Consider the following 12,485-nt stretch of genomic DNA (forward strand, 5'->3'; position numbering starts at 1 on the left):
ATCCCAAACAAATCAGGCGAACAGCATTTCGGCCTTCGCCAACGCCTCGACAAGCGCATCGATCTCGGCGGTGGTGTTGTAAAGGCCGAACGAGGCCCGGCAGGTGGACGTCGTGCCGAACCGCGACAGCAGGGGCATGGCGCAATGGGTGCCGGCCCGCACCGCCACGCCCTGCCGGTCGATGACCGTGGCGATGTCGTGGGCATGGGCCCCCTTCATCTCGAAGCTGATGACGCCGCCCTTGCCCTTGGCGGTGCCGATGATGCGCAGGGAGTTCATCGCACTCAGGCGCTCCGTGGCATAGCGGGTCAGAGCCGCTTCATGGGCGGCGATCCTGTCCCGGCCAAGCGTCATCATGAATTCCAGCGCAGCCCCGAGGCCGACCGCCTCAATGATCGCGGGCGTGCCTGCCTCGAACCGGTGGGGCGGATCGTTGTAGGTGACGGAGTCCTCGCTCACCGTGCGGATCATCTCCCCGCCGCCCTGATAGGGGGGCAGCCGCTCCAGCCATTCCTTCTTGCCGTAGAGCACGCCGATGCCGGTCGGGCCGTAGACCTTGTGGCCGGTGAAGACGAAGAAGTCGCAATCGAGGTCGCGGACATCGACCGGCTGGTGGACGGCGCTCTGCGCCCCGTCGAGGAGCACCGGCACGCCGTGGGCATGGGCGATCCGCACGATTTCCTTGGCAGGCGTCACGGTGCCGAGCACGTTCGACATGTGGGTGATCGCCACCATCTTGGTGCGCGGGCTGAACAGCTTTTCGTATTCGTCGATGAGGAAGTTGCCCTCGTCATCGACGGGGGCCCACTTGATCACCGCCCCGCGCCGCTCGCGCAGGAAGTGCCAGGGCACGATGTTGGAGTGGTGCTCCATGATCGAGAGGATGATCTCGTCTCCCTCCCCGATCAGCCCGCCCCAGCCCATGGACGAGGCCACGAGGTTGTAGGCCTCGGTCGCGTTGCGGGTGAAGATGATCTCGTCCGTCGAGTCGGCATTGAGGAACTGGCGCGTGGTCTCGCGGGCGCCCTCGAAGCCTTCGGTCGCGGCGTTCGCCATGTAATGCAGGCCGCGGTGGACGTTGGCATAGCCGGTCTGCATGCAGTTCACCATCGCGTCGATGACGGCGCGGGGCTTCTGCGCGGAGGCCGCATTGTCGAGGTAGACCAGCGGCTTGCCGTAGACCTTCTCCGCCAGGATCGGGAATTCCTTCCGGATCTCGGTCACGTCGTAGGTCGGGGTGAGGACGGGTGCGTTCATGGTCGCGACCTTCTGAAAACTTTGCCGCTCCCTGCCGCAAGCCTCATCCTGAGGTGCCGGAGCGAAGCGGAGGCCTCGAAGGAGGCCTCCAGCTGTCATTGCGGTCCCTGGAGCCCACCTTCGAGGCGGCTGTCGCCGCACTTCAGGATGAGGTCCAGGGTGGGACGAGGTGCGGCGCGGGGATCACCCCCGCGCGGCGAGCCACGCCTCGATCTCGCCGATCAGCGCCGCCCGGGCGCCCTCGTGCGAGACCGATTCGATCGCCTCGCCCAGGAAGGCCTGCACCAGCAGGCTCTGCGCGAGGGGCCGCGGCAGCCCGCGGGCCATCAGGTAGAACAGCAGGTCCTCGTCCGGGGCGCCGCAGGTGGCCCCGTGGCCGCAGGCGACGTCGTCGGCGAAGATTTCGAGCTCCGGCTTGTTCATCATCTGCCCCTCGTCGGTGAGGAGCAGACAGTCGGACTTCATCTTGCCGTCGGTCTGCTGCGCCGCTTGGCGGACGATGATCTTGCCCTGGAACACGCCCGTGGCATTGCCGTCGATCACCGTCTTGAACTGCTCGCGCCCGACGCCGCCCACCGCCGCATGGTCTGCGAGCAGGGTCGAGTCGGCGAGCTGTCCGTCGCGCAGCATAGCCGCGCCGTTGACGACGACGTTGGTGCCCTCGCCCGCGATGTTCAGGAAGATCTGGTGGCGCGACAGCACGGCGCCCGTCACCACGGCGACGGTCTCCAGCTGCGCATCGTCGTCGAGCCGGACGCTGATCGTCGAAAGGGCGACCGCGGCGTTGCCTTCGCGGTTGGTGCGGGCGTGCCGGAACACGCCGCCCTTGCCGATGCGCACGTCGAGCGCATCGTTCGGCTGGTAGGCGATGCCGTCCGGCCCCTCGTGGCTTTCGAGGATCGTCACCTCGGCGCCCTCGCCCAGGTCCACCAGCACGCGGGTGGCGGTGGAGAACGCCTCGGTCCCCGTGGCGACGAAGCGCAGGTGCAGGGGCAGATCGGGCTTCGCGCCCGGGGCGACGGTGATCAGCGCGCCGTCCGCGAGGAAGGCGGTGTTCAACTGATAGATTGCGTTCTCCCGGGCCTGCTCGACCGGGGCGAGGCGCTTCAGGCGGGCGTCGCCCTTGCCCATCGCATCGTTGATCGGCGTCACGGTCACGCCCTCCGGCAGGCCGGAGAGGTCGGACAGGGCGCGGATCAGGTGGCCGTTGACGAAGGTCAGCCGGGCCGCCTCGATGGCGGCAAACCCCTTCGCGGCGGCGACCGCCTTGCGGGCGGCCTCGGCGGAAGGGGCCTCGGCCGGCGGGGCGGCGTCGGTGATGGCGGCGCGCAGGTCGGTGTACTTGAACGCCTCGACCCGCCGGCTCGGCAGGCCGGTGGCCTCGAAGAAGCGGAACGCCTCCTCTCGGCCGATGGCCTCCTCGGTGGCGAAGCTCTTGCGCCCCGCCTCGAACAGGGCCGAAAGGCCGGTTTCGGCCCCCGTGCGCAGGTTCTTGACGTCGGCCATCACGCAGCCTCCCCGGTCCGGTACTCGGCGTAGCCCGAGGCCTCGAGCTCCAGGGCCAGCTCCTTGCCGCCCGACTTCACGATCTGACCCTTGGACATGACGTGCACCACGTCCGGGACGATGTGGTTCAACAACCGCTGGTAGTGGGTGATGACAAGGAACGAGCGGCCTTCGGCGCGTAGGGCGTTCACACCCTCGGACACGATGCGCAGGGCATCGATGTCGAGGCCGGAATCGGTCTCGTCCAGCACGCAGAACTTCGGCTGAAGCAGCGCCATCTGGAGGATCTCCATGCGCTTCTTCTCGCCGCCGGAGAAGCCGACGTTGAGGGCACGCTTGAGCATTTCCTTATTGATCTCAAGCTTGTCGGCGGCTCCGTTCACGGCACGGATGAAGTCCGGCGTCGATAGCTCGGCTTCGCCTCGCGCCTTGCGCTGGGCATTCAGGCACGCCTTCAGGAAGGTCATGGTGCCGACGCCGGGAATCTCCAGCGGGTACTGGAAGGCCAGGAACACGCCGGCCGCGGCGCGCTCGTCCGGGGCCATCTCCAGCAGGTTCTGGCCGTCGAGAAGGATCTCGCCTTCGAGGACCTCATAGTCCTCCTTGCCGGCGATGACGTAGGAGAGCGTCGACTTGCCGGAGCCGTTCGGTCCCATGATCGCGGCGACCTCGCCGTCTTTCACGGTGAGGTTGAGGCCGTTGAGGATGCGGTTGTCCTCGATCTGCACGACGAGGTTCTTGATTTCGAGCATGTCGTAGTCGTCCTAATTCGATTCCGAGCATCCCTCCCCCCTCTGCGGGGGAGGGTGGCCCCTGCGTCAGCAGGGGTCGGGAGAGGGGAGCGCCCTCTCCGAATAGGTCGCGACGGGCACCGAATCCTGAGCCGTCGCGCTGCCCCTCTCCCGACCCCCTCACGGGGGCCACCCTCCCCCGTAGAGGGGAGAGGGAAAGGGCATAGTGTGCCTGTGGCTTAGCCCACCGAGCCTTCGAGGCTGATCGAGATCAGCTTCTGGGCCTCGACGGCGAACTCCATGGGAAGCTGCTGCAGCACGTCCCGGACGAAGCCGTTGACGATGAGCGCGGTCGCCTCCTCCTCGGAGAGGCCACGCTGCTGGCAGTAGAACTTCTGATCCTCGGAGATCTTGGAGGTCGTCGCCTCGTGCTCGAACACGGCGGAGGCGTTCTTCGACTCGATGTAGGGCACGGTGTGCGCCCCGCACTGATCGCCGATCAGCAGCGAGTCGCAGTTCGTGAAGTTCCGCGCACCCTTGGCCTTCTTGTGGGCCGAGACGAGGCCCCGGTAGGTGTTCTGCGAACGCCCGGCCGAGATACCCTTCGAGATGATCCGGCTCGTGGTGTTCTTGCCGAGGTGAATCATCTTGGTGCCGGAATCGACCTGCTGCATGCCGTTCGACACCGCGATCGAGTAGAACTCGCCGCGGCTGTCGTCACCGCGCAGGATGCAGGACGGGTACTTCCACGTGATCGCCGAGCCGGTCTCGACCTGCGTCCACGAGATCTTCGAGCGATCGCCGCGACAGTCGCCACGCTTCGTCACGAAGTTGTAGATGCCGCCCTTGCCCTCGTTGTCGCCCGGATACCAGTTCTGGACCGTCGAGTACTTGATCTCGGCATCTTCCAGGGCGACTAGTTCCACCACGGCGGCGTGGAGCTGGTTGTCGTCCCGCTTCGGGGCGGTGCAGCCCTCGAGATACGAGACGTAGGACCCCTTGTCGGCGATGATCAGCGTGCGCTCGAACTGGCCGGTGTCGCGCTCGTTGATGCGGAAGTAGGTCGACAGCTCCATCGGGCAGCGTACACCCGGCGGGATGTAGACGAACGACCCGTCGGAGAACACGGCCGAGTTCAGCGTGGCGAAGAAGTTGTCCGTCGCCGGCACGACCGAGCCGAGGTACTTCTTCACCAGTTCCGGGTGCTCGCGCACCGCCTCGGAGATCGGCATGAAGATCACGCCGGCCTTCTCGAGCTCCTTCTTGAAGGTCGTGGCGACCGACACGGAATCGAACACCGCGTCCACGGCCACCCGGCGCTCGGGGGCGATGCCCTCCAGCACCTCGACCTCCCGCAGGGGGATGCCGAGCTTCTCGTAGGTCTTCAGGATCTCGGGATCGATCTCGTCCAGCGATTCCGGGCCCTGCCGCTTGGGGGCGGCATAGTAGTAGATGTCGTTGTAATCGACCTTGTCATACGAGACCCGGGCCCATTCCGGCTCCTTCATGGTCTGCCAGCGCTTGTAGGCGTCGAGGCGCCACTCGAGCAGCCATTCCGGCTCACCCTTCTTGGCCGAGATGAAGCGCACGACGTCCTCGGAGATGCCCTTGGCGGACTTCTCCATCTCGATGGTGGTCTCAAACCCGTACTTGTACTGGTCGAGGTCGATCGAGCGGACCCGGTCGATGGTTTCCTGCACGGCAGGCATCAGCGTCTCCTAGCAAGCCCGGCGTCAAGGGCCGGGAAGCGTGTGGAAGTGGCTCGGGATGCGGCCCTCAGGCCGCTCGCCCTCGCCTCTCATATAGGGATGTCGCCACCCGTTCGAAGGCGTGGAGGAAGCGCGACACATCCTCCTCCACGGTATTCCAACCCATGCTCACCCGGAGCGCCCCACCCGCCAGGGCGGGTGAGACGCCCATGGCGGCCAGTGTCGCCGAGCGCGCCACCTTGCCCGACGAGCAAGCCGAGCCCGACGAGACCGCCACCCCGGCAAGATCGAGGGCGATCAGCGCCGCGGGAGCGTCGAGGCCCGGCACGGCGAAGCTCAATGTGTTCGGCAGACGGGGCGCCCCCGCCCCGAACACCACTGCATCCGGGGCCAAGGCGAGCACGCCCGCCTCGGCCCGGTCGCGCAGGGCGGTGAGCCGTTCCGCCTCCGGCCCGAGCGATTCGCGCGCGATCCGCGCCGCCTCTCCCATACCAACGAGGGAAGGGAGGCTTTCGGTGCCGCAGCGCTGGCGCTTTTCCTGGCCGCCGCCCCGGACAAAGGCCGTCTCGAGCGAGACGTCGTCGGCGAGAACCAGCGCGCCCACTCCCTTCGGGGCGGCGAACTTGTGGCCCGAGAGGGTCATGGCGTCGAGCCTGAGCCCGGCGAAATCCAACGGGATCTTGCCCGCCGCCTGCACCGCGTCACTGTGGACCAGGGCCCGCCCGTGGGCCCGGGCCAGGGCCACGATCTCCGCCAGGGGCTGGATCACGCCGGTCTCGTTGTTGGCGGCGTGGACCGAGATCAGCACGGTCTCGCCGGAGAGCGCCGCGAGGCGCGTGTCGAGGGCGGCGAGATCGAGGAGACCCGACCCATCGACGGGGATCGTCTCGACGGTGCCCTCGGCGAAACGGTGTCCCGCCGCCACGCAAGGGTGCTCGCTGGCGCTGAACAGCAGCCGGGTCGGAGCCGGCCAACCCCGGCGGCGCAGCGCTCCGGAGAGCACGGCATTCGCCGCCTCCGTGCCGCCGCTCGTGAAGACCACCTGAGCCGGCCGTGCGCCCACCAGCGATGCGACTTCGGCCCGCGCAGCTTCCAAGACCGCCCGGGCGGCCCGGCCCTCGGCATGGATGGAGGACGGGTTGCCCGGCAGGCTCAAGGCACGCCCCACCGCTGCCGCGACGTCCGGACGGACGGGGGCGGTGGCGTTGTGGTCGAGATAGGCGCGGGTCCTGTCCATCACCGAACGCTTCATCTCCTTGAGCGCGCGAAATCCTTGCACGCGGGGTGGCTCGCCGTGTTAAGGCGCGCCGACGAAATACCGGTCCCACCGGCCGAGACGCTCCCGGGCGGCAAACCTTGTCTTTGGATCCCCTCGTTCTTTAGAATAGTTCTAATCACCTAGAATTATTCTAAGAGCGCTTTTATGGTGTGCATCCAGTGAGTCAAGGCGCTCCTTCGCGGTGCGGGATCGGACGGAAGTGGGCGACGGAGTAAGAGGACGAACATGCCTGAGGTCATCTTCACCGGTCCCGCCGGCCGCCTGGAGGGCCGGTACCAAGCCCCGAAGAAGCGTGGGGCCCCCATCGCCATCGTGCTGCATCCGCACCCTCAGTTCGGCGGCACGATGAACAATCAAATTGTGTACAATCTTTTCTACACATTCGCCAACCGCGGTTTTGCAGCTCTGCGTTTCAATTTCCGCGGGGTCGGGCGCAGCCAGGGCTCCTTCGACCATGGGTCGGGTGAGTTGTCGGATGCGGCGGCTGCCCTGGACTGGGTGCAGGCGGTCAACCCGGAGGCCAAGGCCTGCTGGATCGCCGGCGTGTCGTTCGGGTCGTGGATCGGCATGCAGCTTCTGATGCGCCGGCCCGAGATCGAGGGGTTCATTTCCATCGCGGCGATGGCCAACCGCTACGACTTCACCTTCCTGGCGCCCTGCCCCTCTTCCGGCCTGTTCGTACATGGGTCCGAGGACCGGGTGGCCCCGGCCCGGGAGGTGATGCCGGTGATCGAGAAGGTGAAGACACAGAAGGGCGTCATCATCGAGCACCAGATCGTTGATGGAGCCAACCACTTCTTCGACGGCAAGGTCGAGGAGCTGACGCAGACCGTGGACACCTATCTCGACAAGCGGCTCGGCAAGCGCGAGGAGGCCGCCTGAGGCGGCGAAGAGGACGCCTGAGGCGACGAGGAGGCCGCCTGAGGCGGATTGACGGGTGGGGATGCGGCCGGCCGGTCCGGTCCCCACCTTCCTCCTCCACCTTGACGAAGGGGGGCACTGGGAATAGGGCCGCCCTTCGACCGCCCACTCGTGGAACACATCCAGGCCTGATGACGGATAGCCCTTCCGAGCAACCTGTTGTCCTGCTTGTCGAAGACGATGGTCTTCTTCTGATGGAGGCCTCCGACACCCTCGCCGATGCGGGATTCACGGTCGTGGAGGCGGCCCATGCGGACAAGGCCCTCGCGGTTCTGGAGAACCGGAGCGACGTCGAAGTGCTGATGACCGACGTGGACATGCCGCAGGGCTCCATGGACGGCTTTGCCCTCGCCCGCCTCGTGGCGCATCGCTGGCCGGGAATCCCGGTGCTCGTCGTCTCGGGGATGGGCACGCCCGGCCCCAACGACATGCCCGACGGGGCCCGGTTCATTCCCAAGCCCTACGAACCGACAACCCTGGTCCGAACCCTGCGTGCCTTCATTCACCGCGCGGCCTGATCCATAACACGCGCGACCGATCCGCGCGGCAGGCGCCGACGCGCGGCACCACGACGTGACGAGTCCCATGACCGACGACACCCGACCGCACCGGTTCGCCACCCAGGCGATCCACGCCGGCGCCGCCCCAGACCCGGCCACGGGCGCGCGGGTGATGCCGATCTATTTCACGAACGGCTTCGTCTTCGACTCGACCGAGCAGGCGGCCGACATCTTCGCCGTGCGCAAGACCGGCTTCTCCTATTCCCGCGGCTCGAACCCGACCGTCGCGGCCCTGGAACGCAGGGTGGCCGCCCTTGAGGGCGCCAAGGCGGCGGTGGCCGTGGCCTCCGGCCAGTCGGCGGTCCTGCTGGTGCTGATGACCCTGATGCGCAGCGGCGACGCCTATGTCGCCTCGCCGCGGCTGTTCGGCGGGTCGCTTGGCCTGATGCGCCGCCTTGACGGCCGCTACGACCTCAAGCCGCGCTTCGCCCGCGGTCTGGAGCCGGCGGATTTCGAGGCGGCGATCACGCCCGACTGCAAGGCGATCGTCTGCGAATCGATCGTGAACCCCTGCGGCTTCGTGATGGATCTGGAGGGCATTGCGGCGGTCGCCAAGCGTCATGGCCTGCCACTGATCGTCGACAACACCCTCGCCTCCCCCGCCCTGATCCGCCCGATCGAGCATGGGGCGGACATTGTGGTGCACTCCACGTCCAAGTTCCTGGCGGGCTCGGGGCAGGTGATCGGCGGCATGATCTGCGATGCCGGCTCGTTCGACTGGGTGAAGGCCGGCGGCTACGACCTGATCAACGATCCCTGGCCGGATTACGACGGCCTCGTCATCCCGCAGCGCTTCCCCGAGACACCCTTCGCGGTGGCCTGCCGTCTGTTCGGCCTGCGGGACCTCGGCCCCGGCCTTTCGCCGATGAACGCCTTCCTGACGCTGACCGGCATCGAGACCCTGCCCCTGCGCATGGAGCGCCACTGTTCCAACGCCAAGGCCATCGCCGCCTATCTCAAGGACCACCCGGCGGTGGAATGGGTGAGCTACCCCGGCCTGCCGGGCCAGACCGGCGAGGCCAATGCCGCGCGCTACACGCCGAAGGGCCCGGGCGCGATCTTCACCTTCGCCCTCAAGGGCGGGGAGAAGGCGGCGCTGACGTTCATCACGTCCCTCGAACTGGTCTCGCACCTCGTCAACATCGGTGAGATCAAGACCCTGGCGATTCACCCGGCGACCACCACGCACCGCCAGCTCCCCGAAGCCGAGAAGGCCATCGCCTTCGTCGGGCCGGAGACGGTGCGCCTGTCGATCGGTCTGGAAAACGTGGAGGACCTGATCGCGGATATCGCGCAGGCTTTGGAGAAGGCGGGCGGCTAACCCGCTGCCGTCATTGCGAGCGCAGCGAAGCAATCCAGGGCAGCGGGACGCCTCCCATCGTGACGGCTCCCTGGATTGCTTCACTCCGTTCGCAATGACGATGGTCATTGTAGCGTCCGCCCCCCGCCGTCATTGCGAGGCGGAGCCTAAGCAATTCAGAACTCGACTTGTCCGGACGAAGCGGCGCCGAATGAGTTGCTTCACTGCATTCGCACTGACGTGAGCGATAGTGCTTTTCCGCCTACCGCCGCCGCTCCAAAACCGACACGTAATTCGCCACCGCCGCGCCCCCCATGTTGAACACGCCGGCCAGCGCCGCATCCGGCACCTGCATCTCGCCAGCCTCGTTCATTAATTGCAGGCAAGCCATGACGTGCATCGAGACGCCCGTCGCGCCGACCGGGTGGCCCTTGGCCTTGAGCCCGCCCGACGGGTTCACCGGCAGCCGGCCGCCCTTCTCCGTCATCCCTTCGCGGACAATCCGAAAACCCTCGCCCGGTGCGGCGAGGCCCATCGCCTCGTATTCGAGCAACTCTGCGATGGTGAAGCAGTCGTGGGTTTCGACGAAGGATAGGTCATCGTTGGTGATGCCGGCCTGCGCCCGCGCCTTGTCCCAGGCCCGGCGGGCGCCCTCGAAGGCGGTGGGGTCCCGGCGGGAGAGGGGAAGGATGTCGTTGACCTGCGCCCGCGCCCGGAAGCCGATGGCCCGCTCCAACCGCGCGGAGGTCTCGGCATCGGCCACCACAAGGGCGGCGGCGCCGTCCGAGATCAGCGAGCAGTCGGTGCGCCGGAGCGGCGCGGCGACGTAGGGGTTCTTGTCGGAGACTCTGTTGCAGAAGTCGAAGCCGAGATCCTTGCGCAGCTGCGCGTAGGGGTTCCCGACGCCGTTGCGATGGTTCTTGGCGGCGATGCGGGCCAGTTCCTCGCTGCGGTCGCCGTAGCGCTGGAAGTAGCCCGCCGCGATCCGCCCGAACACGCCCGCGAAGCCGCCCTCGATCTCGGCCTCCTCCTTCCGGTAGGAGGCACCGAGCAGGATATCCCCGGTCTCGGCGACGGATTTGGCGGTCATCTTCTCGGCGCCGACCACCAGGGCGACCCGGCCCCGGCCGCTGTCCACGAAATCGAGGGCCGCGTAGAGCGCCGCCGAGCCGGTGGCGCAGGCGTTTTCCAGATGCGTCGAAGGGACGTGGGCGAGGTCGGGCTGGTTCAGGGCCACCAACGAGCCTTCGAAGCCCTGCTTCGAGAAGCCGGTGTTCATGACGCCGACATAGATGCCGTCGATCTCGCCAGCCCCGACGCCGGCATGGGCGAGCGCCTCGCCGGAGACCCGGGCGATCAGGCTCTCGACGTCGGGATCGTCCAGCTTGCCGAAGGGGGTGTGGGCCCAGCCCACGATGCAGGCGCGCGTCATCGTTTCCTCTCCCGTTGCCGGGACGATGGCCCCGGCGGAGGCGTGGATCAAGGGCGGTCCGAAGACGCCCCCGAGAGGAAATCGAAGTCGCAGCCCTCCGGCGCCTGAGTGACGCTGCGCCGGTAGAGGGCCTTGTAGCCGCGCTTTGGGGCGGGGGGCGGAACATGGGTCGCGAGGCGCCGGGCGACTTCCTCGGGCTCGACCAGCAGGTCGATCCGCTTATCCTTGACCGACAGACGGATGCGGTCGCCGTCGCGCACCGCGGCGAGCGGGCCGCCGATGGCCGCCTCGGGCGCGACGTGCAGGACGATGGCCCCGAAGGCGGTCCCCGACATCCGGGCGTCGGAGATCCGCACCATGTCCTTCACCCCTGCCCGGGCGAGTTTCTTAGGAATCGGTAGGTAGCCGGCTTCGGGCATCCCGGCGGCATGGGGGCCGGCATTCTGGAGGACGAGGATGTCGTCGGGGGTGACGTCGAGGTCGGGGTCGTCGATCCGGGCCGACAGGTCTTCGAGGCCGGTGAACACCACCGCCCTGCCCTCCGTCTCGAACAGGCCGGGCGTCGCGGCGGCGCGCTTGAAGATCGCCCCGTCCGGGGCGAGGCTACCGCCCAGCGCAATCAGCCCACCCTGGGGCGAGACCGGATCGGCGAAGGGGCGGACCACCGCCCGGTCGACCCAGCCCGCCGGCTCGTCTAGCCGCTCGGCCAGAGTGCGGCCCTCAACATCGACGGTGTCGAGGTGCAGCAGCGGGCGCAACTCGCGCAGCAGGGCGCCCATGCCGCCGGCCGCGTGGAAATCCTCCATGTAGCCCTCGCCGACCGGCTTCAGATCGACCAGCACCGGGGTCTCGTCCGAGATGGCGTTGAAGCGCTCGTAAGGCACCCGGATGCCGAGCCGGCCGGCGATGGCCGTGAGGTGCACGATGGCGTTGGTCGAGCCCGAGACCGCCATCAGCACGCGGATCGCGTTCTCGACCGACTTCTGGGTGATGACTTGGCTCGGCCGGATCCGACTCTCGATCAGGCGGACGGCGGCCCGGCCGGTCTCCTCGGCGGCGACCAGACGGTCGGAATGGACGGCCGGGATCGCCGCCGTGCCCGGCAGCGACATGCCGAGCGCTTCGGCGATGCAGGCCATGGTGGAAGCGGTGCCCATCACCGCGCAGGTGCCGGCGGTGACGGAGAGCCGGCCTTCGACCTCGGCGATCTCTTCCGCGTCGACGGTGCCGGCCCGGTACTTCGCCCAGAAGCCCCGGCAATCGGTGCAGGCCCCGAGCCGCTGGCCCCGGTGGCGGCCGGTGGACATCGGCCCGGTGACGAGCTGGATCGCCGGCAGGTCAGCCGACGCCGCGCCCATGAGTTGGGCGGGCACGGTCTTGTCGCAACCGCCGATCAGCACCACCGCGTCCATCGGCTGGGCGAGGACCATCTCCTCCGTGTCCATGGCCATCAAGTTACGGTACATCATGCTGGTCGGATTGAGGAAAACCTCCCCCAGCGACACGGTCGGGAACGGCCGCGGCAGGGCGCCCGCCGCCAGCACCCCCCGGGAGACGGCCTCCACGAGGTCCGGCATGCTGCGGTGACAGTTGTTGAAGCCCGACGGTGTCATGGCGATGCCGACCACCGGCTTGTTCAGCAGCCGGGGCGAGATGCCCATCGAACGGGCGAAGGAGCGTCGCAGGTAGCGGGCGAAATCCCGGTCGCCGTAATTGGTCAGGCCCCGGTCCAGGCCGTGCGGTTCGTCGGTCATCGTGGTTCCTCGGGCCTCACCGCAGGTGGAACGCGA

General features: G+C 67.7%; 10 protein-coding genes. 3 read left to right on the top strand and 7 right to left on the bottom strand.

Annotated features, from left to right (window positions below; genetic code table 11):
* Nucleotides 1-12: 12 nt before the first annotated feature.
* The 5 genes from MFF22_RS11990 to MFF22_RS12010 all read right to left on the bottom strand — a co-directional run bounded on the left by MFF22_RS11990 (nucleotide 13) and on the right by MFF22_RS12010 (nucleotide 6,440).
* Nucleotides 13-1,257 (bottom strand): cysteine desulfurase, encoded by a 1,245-nt coding sequence (locus tag MFF22_RS11990; protein ID WP_238249197.1) that lies wholly within the window; start codon nucleotides 1,255-1,257, stop codon nucleotides 13-15.
* Nucleotides 1,258-1,440: 183 nt separating this feature from the next.
* Nucleotides 1,441-2,763 (bottom strand): SufB/SufD family protein, encoded by a 1,323-nt coding sequence (locus MFF22_RS11995; protein ID WP_238249198.1) that lies wholly within the window; start codon nucleotides 2,761-2,763, stop codon nucleotides 1,441-1,443.
* Nucleotides 2,763-3,515, bottom strand: a complete 753-nt coding sequence (sufC, locus tag MFF22_RS12000) for a Fe-S cluster assembly ATPase SufC (protein ID WP_238249199.1) — start codon at nucleotides 3,513-3,515, stop codon at nucleotides 2,763-2,765. The genes MFF22_RS11995 and sufC overlap by 1 nt, the downstream gene beginning before the upstream one ends.
* A 218-nt stretch (nucleotides 3,516-3,733) precedes the next feature.
* Nucleotides 3,734-5,203 carry a Fe-S cluster assembly protein SufB gene (gene sufB, locus MFF22_RS12005; RefSeq protein WP_238249200.1) on the bottom strand — a complete coding sequence of 490 codons (1,470 nt, stop codon included), beginning with the start codon at nucleotides 5,201-5,203 and terminating at the stop codon, nucleotides 3,734-3,736.
* A gap of 67 nt (nucleotides 5,204-5,270) precedes the next feature.
* Nucleotides 5,271-6,440 (bottom strand): cysteine desulfurase family protein, encoded by a 1,170-nt coding sequence (locus MFF22_RS12010; RefSeq protein ID WP_238249345.1) that lies wholly within the window; start codon nucleotides 6,438-6,440, stop codon nucleotides 5,271-5,273.
* 267 nt (nucleotides 6,441-6,707) lie between these two features.
* On the opposite strand from MFF22_RS12010, the gene MFF22_RS12015 reads away from it, so the two are divergent.
* The 3 genes from MFF22_RS12015 (at nucleotide 6,708) to MFF22_RS12025 (ending at nucleotide 9,284) form a co-directional block, all read left to right on the top strand.
* Nucleotides 6,708-7,364: an alpha/beta hydrolase gene (locus MFF22_RS12015; protein ID WP_238249201.1), complete on the top strand. Its 657-nt coding sequence runs from the start codon at nucleotides 6,708-6,710 to the stop codon at nucleotides 7,362-7,364.
* A gap of 170 nt (nucleotides 7,365-7,534) precedes the next feature.
* Nucleotides 7,535-7,921: a response regulator gene (locus MFF22_RS12020; protein ID WP_238249202.1), complete on the top strand. Its 387-nt coding sequence runs from the start codon at nucleotides 7,535-7,537 to the stop codon at nucleotides 7,919-7,921.
* Nucleotides 7,922-7,988: 67 nt separating this feature from the next.
* Nucleotides 7,989-9,284: an O-acetylhomoserine aminocarboxypropyltransferase/cysteine synthase family protein gene (locus MFF22_RS12025; RefSeq protein WP_238249203.1), complete on the top strand. Its 1,296-nt coding sequence runs from the start codon at nucleotides 7,989-7,991 to the stop codon at nucleotides 9,282-9,284.
* Nucleotides 9,285-9,525: 241 nt separating this feature from the next.
* Here MFF22_RS12025 and MFF22_RS12030 read toward each other — a convergent pair whose 3' ends face one another.
* Nucleotides 9,526-10,695: an acetyl-CoA acetyltransferase gene (locus MFF22_RS12030; protein WP_238249204.1), complete on the bottom strand. Its 1,170-nt coding sequence runs from the start codon at nucleotides 10,693-10,695 to the stop codon at nucleotides 9,526-9,528.
* Nucleotides 10,696-10,742: 47 nt separating this feature from the next.
* Nucleotides 10,743-12,449 carry an IlvD/Edd family dehydratase gene (locus MFF22_RS12035; RefSeq protein WP_238249205.1) on the bottom strand — a complete coding sequence of 569 codons (1,707 nt, stop codon included), beginning with the start codon at nucleotides 12,447-12,449 and terminating at the stop codon, nucleotides 10,743-10,745.
* Between the last annotated feature and the right edge of the window lie 36 nt (nucleotides 12,450-12,485).

It is taken from the genome of Methylobacterium persicinum (assembly GCF_022179525.1).
In the GTDB taxonomy this organism is placed as follows: domain Bacteria; phylum Pseudomonadota; class Alphaproteobacteria; order Rhizobiales; family Beijerinckiaceae; genus Methylobacterium; species Methylobacterium persicinum.

Coding starts and splice junctions, on each gene's coding strand:
- MFF22_RS12025 (WP_238249203.1), top strand. CDS start 7,989: ATGACCGACGACACCCGACCGCACCGGTTCGCCACCCAGGCGATCCAC.
- MFF22_RS11990 (WP_238249197.1), bottom strand. CDS start 1,257: ATGAACGCACCCGTCCTCACCCCGACCTACGACGTGACCGAGATCCGG.
- MFF22_RS12030 (WP_238249204.1), bottom strand. CDS start 10,695: ATGACGCGCGCCTGCATCGTGGGCTGGGCCCACACCCCCTTCGGCAAG.
- MFF22_RS12010 (WP_238249345.1), bottom strand. CDS start 6,440: ATGGACAGGACCCGCGCCTATCTCGACCACAACGCCACCGCCCCCGTC.
- sufB (WP_238249200.1), bottom strand. CDS start 5,203: ATGCCTGCCGTGCAGGAAACCATCGACCGGGTCCGCTCGATCGACCTC.
- MFF22_RS12015 (WP_238249201.1), top strand. CDS start 6,708: ATGCCTGAGGTCATCTTCACCGGTCCCGCCGGCCGCCTGGAGGGCCGG.
- MFF22_RS11995 (WP_238249198.1), bottom strand. CDS start 2,763: ATGGCCGACGTCAAGAACCTGCGCACGGGGGCCGAAACCGGCCTTTCG.
- sufC (WP_238249199.1), bottom strand. CDS start 3,515: ATGCTCGAAATCAAGAACCTCGTCGTGCAGATCGAGGACAACCGCATC.
- MFF22_RS12035 (WP_238249205.1), bottom strand. CDS start 12,449: ATGACCGACGAACCGCACGGCCTGGACCGGGGCCTGACCAATTACGGC.
- MFF22_RS12020 (WP_238249202.1), top strand. CDS start 7,535: ATGACGGATAGCCCTTCCGAGCAACCTGTTGTCCTGCTTGTCGAAGAC.